General features: G+C 70.3%; 15 protein-coding genes, 2 tRNA genes and 1 pseudogene. 4 read left to right on the forward strand and 14 right to left on the reverse strand.

Features of this window, described 5'->3' with window-relative positions; all coding sequences use genetic code 11:
* Positions 1–162: 162 nt before the first annotated feature.
* On the forward strand, positions 163–1,710 hold the full coding sequence (locus ACXR8F_RS21035) for a DHA2 family efflux MFS transporter permease subunit (protein ID WP_458803508.1): 1,548 nt from the start codon (positions 163–165) through the stop codon (positions 1,708–1,710).
* Between the two features lie 53 nt (positions 1,711–1,763).
* Here ACXR8F_RS21035 and ACXR8F_RS21040 read toward each other — a convergent pair whose 3' ends face one another.
* The 8 genes from ACXR8F_RS21040 to tig form a co-directional block, all read right to left on the reverse strand.
* Positions 1,764–2,417 (reverse strand): hypothetical protein, encoded by a 654-nt coding sequence (locus tag ACXR8F_RS21040; RefSeq protein WP_458803510.1) that lies wholly within the window; start codon positions 2,415–2,417, stop codon positions 1,764–1,766.
* A 47-nt stretch (positions 2,418–2,464) separates the two neighbouring features.
* A complete protein-coding gene (clpX, locus tag ACXR8F_RS21045; RefSeq protein WP_458803512.1) occupies positions 2,465–3,742 on the reverse strand; it encodes an ATP-dependent Clp protease ATP-binding subunit ClpX in 1,278 nt (425 codons plus the stop codon).
* Between the two features lie 148 nt (positions 3,743–3,890).
* Positions 3,891–4,541 (reverse strand): hypothetical protein, encoded by a 651-nt coding sequence (locus tag ACXR8F_RS21050; protein WP_458803514.1) that lies wholly within the window; start codon positions 4,539–4,541, stop codon positions 3,891–3,893.
* 25 nt (positions 4,542–4,566) lie between these two features.
* The gene (locus tag ACXR8F_RS21055; RefSeq protein ID WP_045190124.1) at positions 4,567–4,821 is read right to left on the reverse strand and encodes an acyl-CoA-binding protein; all 255 of its coding nucleotides are present in this window, start codon (positions 4,819–4,821) and stop codon (positions 4,567–4,569) included.
* A 113-nt stretch (positions 4,822–4,934) separates the two neighbouring features.
* On the reverse strand, positions 4,935–5,588 hold the full coding sequence (locus ACXR8F_RS21060; RefSeq protein ID WP_045190126.1) for an ATP-dependent Clp protease proteolytic subunit: 654 nt from the start codon (positions 5,586–5,588) through the stop codon (positions 4,935–4,937).
* Between the two features lie 33 nt (positions 5,589–5,621).
* Positions 5,622–6,269, reverse strand: a complete 648-nt coding sequence (locus ACXR8F_RS21065; protein WP_045190128.1) for an ATP-dependent Clp protease proteolytic subunit — start codon at positions 6,267–6,269, stop codon at positions 5,622–5,624.
* A 201-nt stretch (positions 6,270–6,470) separates the two neighbouring features.
* On the reverse strand, positions 6,471–6,884 hold the full coding sequence (locus tag ACXR8F_RS21070; RefSeq protein WP_458803517.1) for a hypothetical protein: 414 nt from the start codon (positions 6,882–6,884) through the stop codon (positions 6,471–6,473).
* A gap of 174 nt (positions 6,885–7,058) precedes the next feature.
* Complete coding sequence (gene tig / locus ACXR8F_RS21075; RefSeq protein ID WP_458803519.1) at positions 7,059–8,435, reverse strand: trigger factor; 1,377 nt, start codon at positions 8,433–8,435, stop codon at positions 7,059–7,061.
* Positions 8,436–8,575: 140 nt separating this feature from the next.
* Between tig and ACXR8F_RS21080 the strand changes: the two genes are divergently transcribed.
* Positions 8,576–9,091 (forward strand): hypothetical protein, encoded by a 516-nt coding sequence (locus ACXR8F_RS21080; RefSeq protein ID WP_458803521.1) that lies wholly within the window; start codon positions 8,576–8,578, stop codon positions 9,089–9,091.
* Positions 9,092–9,113: 22 nt separating this feature from the next.
* On the opposite strand, the gene ACXR8F_RS21085 is transcribed toward ACXR8F_RS21080, so the two are convergent.
* Both ACXR8F_RS21085 and ACXR8F_RS21090 read right to left on the reverse strand, forming a co-directional pair.
* Positions 9,114–9,410, reverse strand: a complete 297-nt coding sequence (locus ACXR8F_RS21085) for a DUF2087 domain-containing protein (protein WP_045190135.1) — start codon at positions 9,408–9,410, stop codon at positions 9,114–9,116.
* A gap of 48 nt (positions 9,411–9,458) precedes the next feature.
* Positions 9,459–9,529: transfer RNA gene (locus ACXR8F_RS21090), tRNA-Gly, on the reverse strand.
* Positions 9,530–9,657: 128 nt separating this feature from the next.
* On the opposite strand from ACXR8F_RS21090, the gene ACXR8F_RS21095 reads away from it, so the two are divergent.
* A tRNA-Pro gene (locus tag ACXR8F_RS21095) sits at positions 9,658–9,731 on the forward strand.
* A 1-nt stretch (position 9,732) separates the two neighbouring features.
* Here the strand turns inward: ACXR8F_RS21095 and trmB are convergent.
* From trmB to ACXR8F_RS21115, 4 genes are all read right to left on the reverse strand, one after another.
* Positions 9,733–10,518 carry a tRNA (guanosine(46)-N7)-methyltransferase TrmB gene (gene trmB / locus ACXR8F_RS21100; RefSeq protein ID WP_458803524.1) on the reverse strand — a complete coding sequence of 262 codons (786 nt, stop codon included), beginning with the start codon at positions 10,516–10,518 and terminating at the stop codon, positions 9,733–9,735.
* Positions 10,519–10,585: 67 nt separating this feature from the next.
* Positions 10,586–11,701 carry a PP2C family protein-serine/threonine phosphatase gene (locus ACXR8F_RS21105; protein WP_458803526.1) on the reverse strand — a complete coding sequence of 372 codons (1,116 nt, stop codon included), beginning with the start codon at positions 11,699–11,701 and terminating at the stop codon, positions 10,586–10,588.
* Between the two features lie 57 nt (positions 11,702–11,758).
* Positions 11,759–12,238 (reverse strand): ribose-5-phosphate isomerase, encoded by a 480-nt coding sequence (locus ACXR8F_RS21110; RefSeq protein ID WP_045190139.1) that lies wholly within the window; start codon positions 12,236–12,238, stop codon positions 11,759–11,761.
* A gap of 35 nt (positions 12,239–12,273) precedes the next feature.
* A complete protein-coding gene (locus ACXR8F_RS21115) occupies positions 12,274–12,924 on the reverse strand; it encodes a mycothiol-dependent nitroreductase Rv2466c family protein (protein WP_458803528.1) in 651 nt (216 codons plus the stop codon).
* Between the two features lie 137 nt (positions 12,925–13,061).
* On the opposite strand from ACXR8F_RS21115, the pseudogene pepN reads away from it, so the two are divergent.
* Positions 13,062–15,635: pseudogene (pepN, locus tag ACXR8F_RS21120) on the forward strand (aminopeptidase N).
* Positions 15,636–15,652: the final 17 nt, after the last annotated feature.

Here is a 15,652-nt window from a genome sequence, read left to right on the forward strand (position 1 = left end):
CACCACCGCACCACACGCACCACACGCACCACCGGCCCGACCACACCACCCGCCGGCCTCGGCCGGCCCCATCGCGCCCGCCGACGTCGCCGCGCGCCGATCCCGCACGCGCCACGGCGCATCCGTTCCGCACGCCCGAGGCGTGCTCCCGAGAGGAACCCCATGTCTTCGACCACATCGCTGCAGGTGGGAGAGCCCACGGGCGACTTCACCTCGCACGACACCCCGCCCCGGCGGCTCGGCCTCGCGCTGATCGTCATCTGCGCCGCCCAGCTCATGATCGTGCTCGACGGCACGATCGTGAACATCGCACTCCCCCACATCGCGACCGACCTGGCGTTCAGCCAGGCCAACCTCCAGTGGGTCGTCACCATCTACACGCTCGCGTTCGGCGGCGTGCTCCTGCTCGGCGGCCGCCTCGGCGACCTCTACGGCCGGCGCCGCATGTTCGTCTGGGGCATCGTGCTCTTCACGCTGGCCTCGCTCGTGGCCGGCGTCGCCCAGAACGAGGCGATGATGCTCGCCGCCCGTGCCGTGCAGGGTCTCGGCGGCGCGCTCGCCGCCCCGAACGCGCTCGCGCTCATCACGACCACCTTCCCCGCCGGCAAGGAGCGCAACCGCGCGATGGGCGTCTTCGCCGCCATGTCGGGCGCCGGCGCCGCCATCGGTCTCATCCTCGGTGGCGCGCTCACCGAGGTCGACTGGCGCTGGAACTTCTTCATCAACCTGCCGATCGGCGTGCTCGTCGCCGTCTTCGCGCAGCGCATCCTCACCGAGTCCGAGGACGGCCGGGGCTCCCTCGACATCCCCGGGGCGATCACCTCGATCGCCGGTCTGTCGGCCCTCGTCTACGGCCTCACCCACGCGGCGAGCACGTCGTGGGGCGACGCGACGACCGTCACCTACCTCGCGATCGGCGCGGCGCTGCTCGTGGCCTTCGTCGTCATCGAGACCCGCGTCGCGCACCCGCTCCTGCCCATGCGCATCCCGGGCGACCGCACGCGCGGCACCTCGTACTTCGTGATGCTCGTCGTGGGCGCCGGGATGTTCGCCATGTTCTACTTCCTCGGCATCTACATCCAGAACATCCTCGGCTACTCCCCGCTCAAGTCGGGCCTCGCGTTCCTGCCCTTCTCGGTCGGCATCGTCGTCGCGGCGCAGGTCGCGTCGTTCCTCATCGCGCGGGTCGACCCGCGATGGATCTCCGGCGCCGGCGCCGCGTTCGCGACGCTCGGCATGTGGGGTTTCACCCATCTCACGCCGCAGAGCACGTATGCCGCCGACCTCCTGCCGTGGATCGTCGTCCTCGCGTTCGGCCTGGGCCTCATCTTCGTGCCGCTCACGCTGACCGCCGTGCACGGCGTGGCCCACGAGGACTCGTCGGTCGCGTCGGCGGTGCTCAACACGATGCAGCAGGTCGGCGGCACGATCGGCCTGGCGACGCTGAGCACGATCTTCGTCAACAACCTCAACGACAAGGTCGCCGAGCTGACGGCGAAGCTGCCGCAGGGTGGTCCCGCACCGACCCGCGAGCAGCTCGCGGCCGCGCAGAAGATGATCTCCGACGAGGCCTTCACCTACGGCGCGAGCCGGGCCTACCTCGTCGCCGCGATCATGATCGCCGTCGGCGGCGTCATCACCCTCGTCGCGCTCAACGTGCGCCACAAGGAGCTCGCGAGCGACGGAGCAGCCCCCGCCCACATGGGCTGACTCCCCATCGAAAGAGCGATCCGTCCCTGCCCGTGCGACCCCGTGGTCGCGTGTCACCGGGGGACGGATCGCTCTTTCGATCGTGCCCAGACGGCGGCCCAGGGATGGTTCCAGCCACCGACCTGCAGGCGCTTCTCGACGAACGCGTGCTGCGGCAGGTCGACGACCCGCCCCACCGACGGCTCGTAGACGTCGAGCTCCTGCTCGCCCGTCGCGGGCATGACGAGCACGACGTGGCGCGGCGCCCACGCACTGCCGACGTAGAGCAGCGCGGGACGGCCGGCGCGCACCCGGGCCCGCAGGTCGGCGTACGTGTGCGCGAGGCCCACCCGCCCCCGCTGGCGGAACCAGGCCACCTCGTAGTCGGCCTCGGGGTCGGACGCACCGAGCTCGAGCTCGTTCAGAGCGCCCCACGGAGGGGTGCCGAGCGCCCGCGGCCACGGCAGCTGCAGCCGGCGGCCGGCCCCGACCAGCGAATTCGTGCGTGCCGCGACGACCTGCTCGTAGGCGGCGAACCGCTGCGCCTCGGTGCCGGTGTCGGGCAGGTCCCCCTCACGGGCGTCCTTGCGTATGCCGTCACGGATCCACGCCGCGAACGCCGGGTTCACGAGCATGCGGGCGATCGTCAGCGACGCCGACCCGCACGTCGTCGACGTCTGCTGCACGGGCGCGTGGTCACCCGCGACGAGGCGGAAGGGTGCGTGCATCGCGTCGGCCTCCGGTCACGTGGGCTGGGCGCACGCGGCGGTGGGCGTCAGGCAGATTCCTTGCGCTGGCGCTTGGCGCGCGGCTCGGCCTCGCGGCGCACGATCGTCGGGTTGACGTTGTCGAGCACGACCTCGCGGGTCACGACGACCCGCGCGATCTCGTCGTCGCTGGGCACGTCGAACATCACGGGGAGGAGGACCTCCTCCATGATCGCGCGCAGGCCGCGGGCGCCGGTGCCGCGCAGCAGCGCCTGGTCGGCCACTGCCGCGATGGCGTCCTCGGTGAACTCGAGGTCGACACCGTCGATCTCGAACATCTTCTGGTACTGCTTCACGAGCGCGTTGCGCGGCACCGTGAGGATGTTGACGAGGGCCTGCTGGTCGAGCGGCGCGAGCGTGGTGAGGACGGGCAGGCGGCCGATGAACTCGGGGATGAGCCCGAACTTCAGGAGGTCCTCCGGCATGACGTCCTGGAAGCTGTCGCCGAGGTCCTTGGGGTTGTGCAACGGCTGGCCGAAGCCGAGGCCCTTGCGCCCGGACCGCGACTCGATGATCTTCTCGAGACCGGCGAAGGCGCCGCCGACGATGAAGAGCACGTTGGTCGTGTCGATCTGGATGAACTCCTGGTGCGGGTGCTTGCGCCCGCCCTGCGGCGGCACCGACGCGGTGGTGCCCTCGAGGATCTTGAGCAGCGCCTGCTGCACGCCCTCGCCCGAGACGTCGCGGGTGATCGACGGGTTCTCGCTCTTGCGGGCGATCTTGTCGACCTCGTCGATGTAGATGATGCCCGTCTCGGCCTTCTTGACGTCGTAGTCCGCGGCCTGGATGAGCTTGAGCAGGATGTTCTCGACGTCCTCGCCGACGTAGCCGGCCTCGGTCAGCGCCGTGGCGTCGGCGATGGCGAAGGGGACGTTGAGCATCTTCGCGAGGGTCTGCGCGAGGTAGGTCTTGCCCGAACCGGTGGGCCCGATGAGCAGGATGTTGGACTTCGCGATGTCGACGTGGTCGTCGTCGCGCTTGACGCCCTCACCGGCCTGGATGCGTTTGTAGTGGTTGTAGACGGCGACGGCGAGCGACTTCTTGGCGACGTCCTGACCGATGACGTAGTTCTCGAGGAAGTCGAAGATCTCGCGGGGCTTCGGCAGGTGGTCGAGGCCCAGCTCGCTGCTCTCGGCGAGCTCCTCCTCGATGATCTCGTTGCAGAGGTCGATGCACTCGTCGCAGATGTACACCCCGGGGCCGGCGATGAGCTTTTTGACCTGCTTCTGGCTCTTTCCGCAGAAAGAGCACTTGAGGAGGTCTCCGCCTTCTCCGATGCGTGCCACCGATTCGCTCCTGGTCCGTCGGCGCCGAACGCTGAGGTGCACCCGGCCGACCCCAACCTAGGGGCCGACTCCTATTAGACGACGGAGGGGTGTGCCCCCGCTCGCGCAACGCCGTTTGTCCGCTGATGGCGGACAAACGACGCCGGTGTCACTTGAACGGGGTTCCAGCCGAATCCCGCCGGTCCGACGCCCGATCCGAGGGTCGCGCACGTCGCCTGCCGCCCACCGCGAGGCCGGTCAGCAGGGCGACCACGAGGCCGACCACGAGCACGAGCAGGCCGCCAACGGCGACCCCCACCAGCCCCAGCGGGCTGGACCACCACGGACCCGTGCCCGGGATGTCGGGCGGGGTGCTGCCGAGCAGCGAGTCGGCGACGGCCGGCGCGCGCGCGGCTCCCGCCGTCGCGATGGTCGCCTCGGCCTCGGTGGTGCCGAACGGGTAGACCGCGCAGTCGTTCACGACGAGACGGTCACCGACCTGCCGGAGCGGGATGACGTAGCGCGACCCGGGGTCGGCCAGCGTGTTGCCGCTCGCCTCGACGTAGAGCGTCTGCGGCGCCTGACCGCGGTGGACGCTGAGCACCTCGATCGTCCAGAGCACCGGAACGGGGTGGCGGTCCGCCGCGGCCTCGCCGACCTCGGTGAGGCGGCCGGTGACGACGACGTCGGCCTCACGTGCCACCGCCGCCGGGTCCTGCTGCACGCACGAGGACGCGACGGCACGGGGCGCCGCTCCCCCGGTCACCCCCAGGAGGGCGAGGCCGAGCACCGCGACGACCCGAACGGCATACGCCCTCATGGGGCGAAGCGTACGTCGGTGGCGCTCAGCCTGCGCTGAGGTCGCGGACGATCGCGACGTACTGCTCCTCGGCCGCCTCCTGCGACGTGCCGGAGAGCTTGGCCCAGGCGTCGTACTTCGCGCGCCCGACGGGGTTCGTGAAACCCGGCCGGGAGCCGCTGACGTCCCCCTCGGTCACCTGCTTGAACAGGCCGTAGAGCCTCAGCTTCACGTCGTTGCCCGGGTCGTCGGTCAGCCCCTTGACCGCCTCGACCGCCTGCTCGAACTCCGCACTCGCCATGACTGGACCTCCACCCTCGACGTCAGGAGCCCCCATCCAAGCAGGTATGCCGCCGGGCCCGGTCAGGTGACCGGGCCCGGCGGCATACGGGGTCGCCCGTGGGCGCACGAGGCTCAGACCTCGAGGGAGGCCTTGCGCGAGGCGAGCACCTCGTCGATGAGGCCGTACTCCTTGGCGTCCTCGGCGGAGAGGATCTTGTCGCGCTCGATGTCGTTGCGGACCTGCTCCGACGTGCGGCCCGTGTGGCCGGCGAGCGTGTCCTCGAGCCAGGTGCGCATGCGCAGCACCTCGTTGGCCTGGATCTCGATGTCGGAGGCCTGGCCGTAGTCGCCGCCCGAGAGCGCCGGCTGGTGGATGAGGATGCGCGAGTTCGGCAGGGCGTAGCGCTTGCCCGGCGCGCCGGCGCCGAGGAGCACCGCCGCGGCCGACGCGGCCTGACCGATGACGAACGTCTGGATGTCGGGCCGGACGAACTGCATCGTGTCGTAGATCGCCGTCATGGCGGTGAACGAGCCACCCGGGCTGTTGATGTACATGAGGATGTCGCGGTCGGGATCGAGCGACTCCAGCACGAGCAGCTGGGCGATGATGTCGTCGGCCGACGCGTCGTCGACCTGCACACCGAGGAAGATGATGCGGTCCTCGAAGAGCTTGTTGTAGGGGTCGGACCGCTTCATGCCGTAGGAGGTGCGCTCCTCGAACTGCGGCAGGATGTAGCGGCTCGACGGGGCCGGGACCGCAAGGCGGTTGGTGGGTTCGATGTTCATGTGTGTGGTCTCCAAGTCCTGTTCAGGCCGCGGTCAGTTCTCGCCCTTGGCGTCGGCCTGGCCGACGCCCTTGCCCTCGACCGCCTGGTCGGACCGGCTGAAGACGTGGTCGACGAAGCCGTACTCCTTGGCCTCCTCCGCGCTGAACCAGCGGTCGCGGTCGGAGTCCTTCTCGATCTGCTCGACCGTCTGGCCGGTGTGCTCGGCGATGAGCTGTGCCATCTGCTTCTTGACGTAGAGCATCTGCTCGGCCTGGATCTTGATGTCCGTGGCGGTGCCGCCGATGCCGCCCGAGGGCTGGTGCATCATGACGCGGGCGTGGGGCGTGGCGTAGCGCTTGCCCTTGGTGCCGGCCGACAGCAGGAACTGGCCCATCGAGGCGGCCATGCCCATGGCGACGGTCGCGACGTCGTTGGGGATCCAGTTCATCGTGTCGAAGATGGCCATTCCCGCCGAGATCGACCCACCGGGGCTGTTGATGTAGAGCCAGATGTCCTTCTCGGGGTCCTCGGCCGAGAGCAGCAGCAGCTGCGCGGCGATGGCGTTCGCGTTGTCGTCGCGGACGTCGGACCCGAGGAAGATGATGCGTTCCTTGAGCAGGCGGTTGTAGATGTGGTCGTCCAGACCACCCGGCATGCCGTTGCCGTTGGCGGAGGTCTCCGAAGTCACCCAAGTCTCCATCGTCGAAGTGGTCCAGCCTCTCGCCGCGGGATGCGGCGCCGACTGGCTCGTCACTGACCCTAACGCCCGACCCCCGGACCAGATTTCCCGAACCGCACTCTGTTCGCCGTGAGCGCACAAGCTTGAGCGGATGACGCGCAACCGGACGCACGAGACCCCGCCGACGTATGCCGTCGGGCGGGGGCTCGGGGGATGCGTGGCCTACTCGTTGAGGCCGTTGTCCTGCCCGGAGTCTCCGGCGTCGGTGTAGGACGACAGGTCGTCTCCGCCGACGGCGTCGGCGCTCGCGCCGGACGGCTCACGCACGGCGTCGCTTGCGTCGTCGAGCGACTGCTCCCGGGACGTCTCTCCGGCAGTGCTGCCATCGAGGTTGCCCCGGTCGGCGTCCGAGCTGTCGACGCCGGGCCCGGCGCTGGTCTCGTCGTCGGCACCGCCCAGCCCGTCACCGAGGTCGGCGTCGCCACCGGGGTCGCCCGACGGGTCGACCTGGACGTCGCTGCCACCGATCCCGCTGGGCGTCTGTGCCGCGCCGCCCGGCTGGTCGGCGAGCGACTCCGCTTCGGTCGACGGCGGGCTCTCAGGGCTCGAGTCGGTCAGGTCGTCGTACGCGGTCATCTCGGCTCCTTCGTCCAGGTCACGCTTGGTGGCCCTCGACGGACCGAGGACCAGCACACACGTACCCACGGGCCGGGGCTCGGGAACCACCGCTCCTGCGGTGGGCCGGGCCCGGAGACGGCACCGGGCCGGCTCCCGTGCGGGAGCCGGCCCAGTGGCGTGCAGGAGGGACGCTCAGGCGTCGGCCTTCTCGGTGCTCTCGGTGCTCCCGGTGCTCTCGGTGCTCTGGGCGTCCTCGGCCTCGTCGTCGATCTCCTCGATCTCGACGAGCTCGTCGCCCTCGGTGCCCGGAACGGACTCGTTGAGGTCGATGGTGTTGCCGGCGGTGTCCTTGACGGAGACCTTCTCGAGGACCGTCGCGAGCGCCTTGCGGCGGGCGACCTCGGCGACCATCGCGGGGATCTGGCCGTCCTGGTCGAGCGACTGCGCGAACTGGTTCGGGTCCATGCCGTACTGCTGCGAGCTCATGACGAGGAACTCGATGAGCTCCTGCTGCTCGACCTTGACCTCTTCCTTCTCGGCGATGGCGTCGAGCACGAGCTGGGTCTTGAGGCCCTTGCGGGTGCTCTCGTCGACCTCGGCGCGGTGCTCGTCGTCCTCGAGACGACCCTCGCCCTCGAGGTGGCTGTGCACCTCGGCCTCGACGACGCTCTCGGGGATCGGGACCTCGATCTTCTCGAGGATGGCCTCGAGCAGCTTGTCGCGGGCGGCGACGCCCTGGGCGAACTTCGCGTCGACCTCGGCCTTGGCGGTGAGGTCGGCCTTGAGCTCGTCGAGGGTGTCGAACTCGGAGGCCAGCTGGGCGAACTCGTCGTCGAGCTCGGGCAGCTCGCGCTCCTTGACCGCGGTGACGGTCACGGTGCAGTCGGCGTCCTGGCCCTCCTTGTCGCCACCGGCGAGGGGGGCGGTGAAGTTCTTGGTCTCGTCGGCGGTCATGCCGATGAGCGCCTCGTCGAGGCCCTCGAGCATGTTCTTGCTGCCGACCTCGTAGGAGACGCCGGTGACCGAGTCGATCTGCTCGCCGTCGATCTCGGCCGACAGGTCGATGGAGACGAAGTCGCCGTCCTGGACGGCGCGGTCGACACCCTTGAGCGTGCCGAAGCGGGCACGCAGGTCGGTGAGGCGCTGCTCGACGGCCTCGTCCTCGACCTTGGCCTCGTCGACGGTCAGCTCGATGTCGCTGAAGTCGGGCAGGTCGATCTCGGGGCGCGTGTCGACCTCGGCGGTGAACGTGAAGTCCTCGCCGTCGGAGGCGGGCACCTTGAGGTCGGTGATCTCGGGCTGGCCGAGCGGGCGCACCGAGTTCTCCTCGAGAGCCTGGCCGTAGAAGGTCGGGAGGGCGTTGTTCACGGCCTCCTCGAGGACGGCCGCGCGACCGACGCGCTGCTCGATGATGCGGGCCGGGACCTTGCCCTTGCGGAAGCCGGGAACCTGGATGTGCTCACCGATGTGCTTGATGGCCGCATCGAGGCTCGGCTTGAGCTCCTCGAACGGGACCTCGACGGTCATCTTGACCCGGGTCGGGCTGAGGGTCTCGAGCGCACTCTTCACTGCGGGGTACTCCATTGGGGTGGTGCCGACGTGGTCGTCGACGGTGAACGGACGGGCCAGCGCACCATGCTATAGGCCATGCGGCCGATGGCTAAATGCGCGGATCGTCCGTGGTCGTGCGACGCCTATGCTCGGGGGCCATGAGCACACCGCCGAGCCCCTTCGCCTCCTCCGCGAACGCCGCCCTGCGGCCGATCCAGATGGTGTCAGTCGCCGTCGGCATGGGCGCGCTCATGATCAGCGCGGTGCGCATCATCGTCGACCCGTCGGCTCCGCTGCCCTCGCCGTGGGCGGTCGCGGTCACGCTCGTCGCGCTCGTCGGCTCGGCCGCGCTCATCCGCTACGTCGGGTATGCCGTGCCCGCCCTGCCGCACGGCCTGCCGCGTGAGAACGCCGAGGCGACCAGCCTGCGCTACTTCACGTCGACGACGACGCTGCGCACCGCCTTGGCCGAGGCTCCCGTGCTCGTGGCGTTCGCCTGCTCGTTCGCGTTCACGCCCCATTCGTGGCTGCCACTGCTCATCGCCCTGCCCGGCGGCCTGGCCCTCTTCTGGGTGCACGGCTGGCCGTCGGCACGCACTGCGGCCGCGGTCGAGGCCGGGCTCGAGGCCGACGGGGCGGAGAGCCACCTCAGCGAGGCGCTCGGCTTCCGCTGAGCCGCCCTCGTCTTGACGGCCGTCAGTCGACGGTGCCTCCGGCGCGCCAGTAGAGCCCGTCGGCGCGGTCGAGGAAGCCCTCCTCCACGAGGTAGCGCCGCAGGGCCGCGACGTCGGGGTGGAAGGCACGGAGGCGGTTGTTGACCTGGCTCTCGTCGTACTTCTCCCCCGGCTCGAACTCCTGCGCCAGCAGGTCGAGCACGACCAGACGCTTGCGGATCTTCGTCGGGATGCTCGTGAGGGTGCCGTCGGGCGAGAGGAACGACCGGAGCACCGCGTCGCGGTCGCGCAGGGCGTCCTGGAGGTCGGGGCGGAACATGGCCCCAACGGTAGGAAGACGCGGCCGGTGCGGCCAAGTGGGTTTCGGAGCGGGCGACGAGAATCGAACTCGCGTAATCAGTTTGGAAGACTGAGGCTCTACCATTGAGCTACGCCCGCAGGCCGTCGGACGGTGCCGGCGATCCGAGGCGACAGCCTACTGGCTCGCCCCCGCTCCACCGAATCGACGCGCCCACGGGCGCTCCGGCTCGGCTCGTCACCGCACGTCGGCTACGATTCCGACGCCACGGGGTGTGGCGCAGCTTGGTAGCGCATTGCGTTTGGGACGCAAGGGCCGCAGGTTCAAATCCTGTCACCCCGACTCATGGACGCTGTAGCAGCAGGTCGAGGCGCAGCTCGTTGATCGTGCGCCCGGCCGCGATGCCCTTGGCCTCGAACCCGTCGCTGGGTCGCCACGCCGGCCGCTCGACGCGCTGCGCCTCGAAACGCGGGTGCGCGGCCACCTCGGCGAAGACGTGCTCGGCGTAGAAGTCCTGGTCGGTCGCGACGAGCACGTGCCCGCCGGGCTTGAGCACCCGCGCGAGCAGGTCGAGGTTGCCGGGGCTGACGAACCGGCGCTTCGTGTGCTTCTGCTTGCGCCACGGGTCGGGGAAGAAGAGGTGCACCGCCTCGAAGGTGGCGTCCGCGACCCGGTCCTCGAGGAAGAGCACGGCGTCGCCGATCTCGACGCGGAGGTTGGGCACCCCGGCCTCGTCCGCGTCGGCGAGCATCCGCGCGAGCCCGGGGGTGTGGACGTCCATGGCGAGGATGTCGTGCTCGGGGAACGCGGCGGCATACGCGATGGCCGCGTGCCCGTGACCGCAGCCGATCTCGAGGACGACGGGGGCGGTGCGACCGAAGGCGGCCGCGGCGTCGAAGGGGCCCTCGGGCAGCGAGCGGGCCGGGCCGAGCCGCTCGACGCGGTCACGGGTGAGCGACGAGAGGCGACCGCGACGCACGAAGGTGCGCACCCGAGCGGGTGTCACGCCGGCGGGGAGCTCGGGCACCTGGTGCTCCTTGCGCCGGACCGGGCGCGCCGGCCCGTTCTGCCCGGCCGGTTCCGTCAGGTCGCTCGGGTCGCGTGAGATGTCGGTGGGGTCGTCGGTCACGCAGGCATCGTAGTGAGCCGGTCGCGGCGGTCCGAACTGCGCTGCGTGGCGACCGGCCCTTCGCGCGTCAGCTGCGCCAGATCGTGACGACCGCGCGGTCGTCACCGAAGCCGGCCGCGGCCTGGTCGCAGAGCCGCTGGGCGAGCCCCTCGAAACCGGTGCGGATGAACGACTCGGCGCGACCCAGCATGCGGTCGATGCCGTCGTCGAGCGCCTTGTCACGCGCCTCGATGACGCCGTCGCTGTAGAGCACCAGCGCATCGCCGCGGCGGAGGGTGCCGTTCTCGCGAGGGAACTCGGCGTTCTCGATCACCCCGAGCAGCGGGCCGCGCCCGCCCGCGAGCATGCGCCACCGCCCCGAGCCCGCGGTGAACTGCGCCGCGGCGGGGTGGCCGGCATACCCGATGGTGAAGTTGCCGGTCTCGAGGTTGACGGCCACGTGCACGGCCGTCGCGAACCCCTCGCTCCAGCGCAGCCGCAACAGGTGGTTGTTGGCCGACTGGAGGAAGCCGCGCTCGCTCAGCTCGCCGAGGAGTCCCCCGAGCGCGCCGGAGAGCAGCAGCGAGCGGGCGCCGACCTCACGGCCCTTGCCCGACACGTCGACCAGCGCGACCTCCAGGGTGCAGCCGTCGGTCGACCGGCTCGCGACGACGAAGTCACCCGAGAAGCCGTCGCCGAACGCCGACTCGAGCGCGACCTCGGCGCCCCACGACGGCGGCAGCTCAGGCAGCTCGCCCTGGGCCCGCAGCCGGTCGCGCATGTCGACGAGCATCGACTCGCCGCTCACGCCGACGACACCGACCTGGGCCCGCGCGTGCGAGAGCCACAGCATGAGCATCATCGTCGCGACGGTGACGATCTGCGCACCGGTCGTCGTCGTCTTCACGCCGCCCAGGTACGCGCCGAGGATCGCCATCGAGAGGAAGAGTCCGATGTAGACGACGAGCAGGTACCGCGGTTCGAGGAAGAGCCCGGCGAGGACGACGACGAAACCGTAGACGCCCCAAGGGACCTGGTCGGGGAACTTACCGACGGCCGCGGTGGCGAAGACGCTCAGCAGCAGGAACAGGCAGACGAGGGCCCACGGGGCACGGCCGAGCCAGGGGCCCAGCAGGCGAAGGCGTCTGATCGGTCCGGCACCGTAGCGCGAGTGTCGAGAGACGATGCTCTCGTTGTGGGCCACGGGCCTCCCTTGCGGCGTTGAGGGGAAACGACAGGGGGAAGTGCCGACGCGGTCGCGTCAGAGCGCGGCGTCCGGCAATGCAGGCAGATCCCCCGTGTCTTCGTACGCGGAAACCATACCCAGACGCCGGCTGTGGCGCTCCTCATCGGTGAACGCGGTCGCCACGAACGTGTCGACGATCTGCTTCGCGACGGCATCAGAGGTGAACCGCGCCCCGATGGAGACGACCTGCGCGTTGTTGTGCTCGCGGGCCAGGCTCGCGAGCTCGGCGTTGTAGGCCAGGGCGGCGCGGATGCCCCGCACCTTGTTGGCGGCCATCTGCTCACCGTTGCCCGACCCTCCGAGCACGACCCCGAGCGAGCCCTCCTCGGCGGCGACCGCCTCGGCCGCGCGCAGCACGAAGACCGGGTAGTCGTCCTGCGCGTCGTAGGCGAAGGGCCCGTGGTCGACGACGTCGTGGCCGGCCTCGCGCAGGTGCGCGAGGAGGGACTGGTGGAGCTCGTAGGCCGCGTGGTCGCCGCCGATGTGGATGCGCATCTGGGTCCTTGGGTGCGTCGGGTGCCGGGGGTTTGTCAGTCGAGGATCGGGCCGAGCGTACGGGTGCGCTTCAGCTCGAAGAATCCGGGTGTGCTCGCGACGAGGACGCAGCCGTCCCACAGCTTCGCGGCGTCCTCGCCCTTGGGGGCGGGAGTGACGACCGGACCGAAGAAGGCGACGCCACCGACCGAGATGATCGGGGTGCCGACCTCGGTGCCCACGAGGCTGATGCCGCGCTTGTGGCTACGGTGCAGGGCGGCGTCGAACTTCTTGTGGTGGGCCTCCTTCGCGAGCTCGGCGGGCAGGCCGACCTCCTCGAGGGACTCGCGGACCACCTGGTCGAAGTCGCTCATCTTCCGCAGGTGGATGCGCGTGCCCATCGCGTCGTAGAGCGGCTTGATGACGGAGTCGCCGTGCGCCTCGACCGCCGCGATGATGACGCGGACCGGGCCCCATGCCTCGTCCATGCGCGCCCGGTAGGCGGCGTCGAGGTCGTGGCGGTGCTCGTTGAGCACGGCGAGGCTCATCACCGACCAGGTCACGTCGATGTCGCGCAGTGTCTCGACCTCCATGAGCCAGCGCGACGTCATCCATGCCCACGGGCAGATCGGGTCGAACCACATCTCCACCTCGGCGCGCTGCGCGTCCGTGCGAGGGGCCTTCTGCGGGTCTGTCGTCTCGGCCATGCGGCCCATCATGGCACTGCTCGCCACCTGCCCCGCGCGGTGGTGGAGGCCGCGGCTTTCCGTGCGAGGATGGCCCGCGACGGCGCCGTCGGACCGACGCTGCGCCGCGCCCACACACCGTCCCAGGAGGTCCCTACGTGCCCGGCAAGAACCTGACCCGCGACGAGGCGGCGACCCGCGCAGGCATCCTGCGCGTCGACGCGTACGACGTCAGCCTCGACCTGACGACGGGTCCGGAGAACTTCCGCACCGTCACCACGGTCACGTTCTCCTGCTCGGAGCCCGGCGCCGACTCGTTCATCGACCTCATCGCCGACTCGGTCGAGCGGGTGACCCTGAACGGTGTCGACCTCGACCCCGCAGAGGTCTTCGCGGACTCGCGCGTCGCGCTGCCGGGCCTCGCGGCCGAGAACGAGCTGACGGTCGACGCCACCGGTCGCTACACCAACACCGGCGAGGGCCTGCACCGCTTCGTCGACCCCGTCGACAACGAGGTCTACCTCTACACGCAGTTCGAGGTGCCCGACTCCCGCCGCATGTATGCCGTGTTCGAGCAGCCTGACCTCAAGGCGTCCTTCCGCTTCACGGTGACCGCGCCCGCCCACTGGAAGGTCATCAGCAACTCCCCCACGCCCGCTCCGACGGCGGCGGGCGTGGCCGACGGTGTCGAGCGCGCGACGTGGTCGTTCGAGCCGACGCAGCGCATCTCCTCGTACATCACGGCTCTCGTCGCGGGCCCGTACGACGAGGTGCGCGACGAGGTGCAGACGCGAGGTGGTGTCGTGCCGCTCGGTGTGTTCTGCCGCAAGTCGCTGACCCAGTACCTCGACGCCGACAACATCTTCGACTGCACGAAGAAGGGCTTCGCCTTCTTCGAGGCGGAGTTCGACCAGCCCTACCCCTTCGCGAAGTACGACCAGATCTTCACGCCCGAGTACAACATGGGCGCGATGGAGAACGCCGGTGCCGTGACGTTCACCGAGATCTACGTCTTCCGCTCCAAGGTGTCCGAGGCGAAGATCGAGCGCCGCGCCCTCACGATCCTGCACGAGCTGGCGCACATGTGGTTCGGCAACCTCGTCACGATGAAGTGGTGGGACGACCTCTGGCTCAACGAGTCGTTCGCCGAGTGGGCGTCGACGACGTGCCAGGCCGAGGCCACCGAGTGGACGAGCGCGTGGACCACGTTCGGCACGTCCGAGAAGGCGTGGGCCTACACCCAGGACCAGCTCTCCTCGACGCACCCCATCGCGGCCGACATGCGCCACCTCGAGGACGTCGAGGTCAACTTCGACGGCATCACGTACGCCAAGGGTGCGTCCGTGCTCAAGCAGCTCGTCGCGTACGTCGGTCGTGAGCCGTTCGTCGCCGCACTGCGCGAGTACTTCCGCAAGCACGCGTGGGGCAACACGACCCTCTCCGACCTGCTCGGCGAGCTCGAGAAGGCTTCGGGCCGCGAGCTGACCGAGTGGAGCAAGCTGTGGCTCGAGACGGCCGGCGTCAACACGCTGCGCCCGGTCTTCGAGGTCGACGCCGACGGCCGCTACAGCTCGTTCGCGATCACCCAGACCGCCACGGACGAGTACCCGACCCTTCGCCCGCACCGCATCGGCATCGGCCGGTATGCCGTGCGGCAGGGTGACGCGGGCGACGTTCTCGAGCGCGTCGGCTACGACGAGGTCGACGTCGCCGGCGAGCGCACCGACCTCGCCGCCCTCGTCGGCCAGGAGCAGCCTGACCTGCTGCTGCTCAACGACGACGACCTCGCCTACGGCAAGATCCGCCTCGACGAGCGGTCGCTCGCGACGGCGCTCGCTCTCCCCCGAGGCTTCCAGGACTCGCTCCCCCGCTCGCTCGTGCTCGGTGCCACCTGGGACATGACGCGTGACGGCGAGATGTCGGCCCGCGCCTTCGTGCGCTTCGTCCTCGAGTCGCTGCCGGGCGAGACCGACTCGACCCTGCTGCGGGTGCTGCTCGGCCAGGCCTCCACGGCCGCCCGTCTCTACACGGCCCCCGAGCACCGCGCCGAGGTCTCGGCCCTGCTCTCGTCCTCGCTGCGCTCGCTCGCCGAGTCCGCCGAGCCGGGCAGCGACGCCCAGTTCCAGCTCGTCGAGGCGTGGGCCGGCAACACCGCCGACCGCGACGACGAGCCGCGGCTGCGCGCCCTGCTCTCGGGCGAGGAGTCGCTGCCCGACCTGAAGGTCGACACCGAGCTGCGCTGGACCTTCACCAAGGCGCTCGCGGCCCTCGGTGCTGCCGACGAGGCGGAGATCAAGGCCGAGCTCGACCGCGACCCGACCGCCACGGGCAAGGAGCGCGCCGCCGAGGCGCTCGCGGCTCGGCCGACGGCCGAGGCGAAGGCCGACGCGTGGGCCAAGGCCGTCGAGCGCAACGACCTGTCGAACCAGATGGTCGAGGCGATCGGCGCCGGCTTCCGTCGCAGCACCGACCTGTCGCTGCTCGAGCCGTACGTCGAGCGCTACCACGCCATGCTCGTCGACGCGTGGGCCGAGCGCAGCGTCGCCATCGGCGAGCGCGTCGTCGGCGGCTTCTAACCGTTCTCGCTCGCGAGCGAGCAGCTCAAGGAGGCCTCGGACGCCTGGCTCGAGGCCCACCCCGACGCCGCCGCCGGACTGGTGCGTACCGTGGCCGAGAACCGCGAAACCGTCGCGCGGGCGCTCGTGGCCCAGGAGCGCGACCGCCGCGGCTGACCTGATCTCGTCGTGGG

The organism is Terrabacter sp. AAH1, from assembly GCF_054456855.1.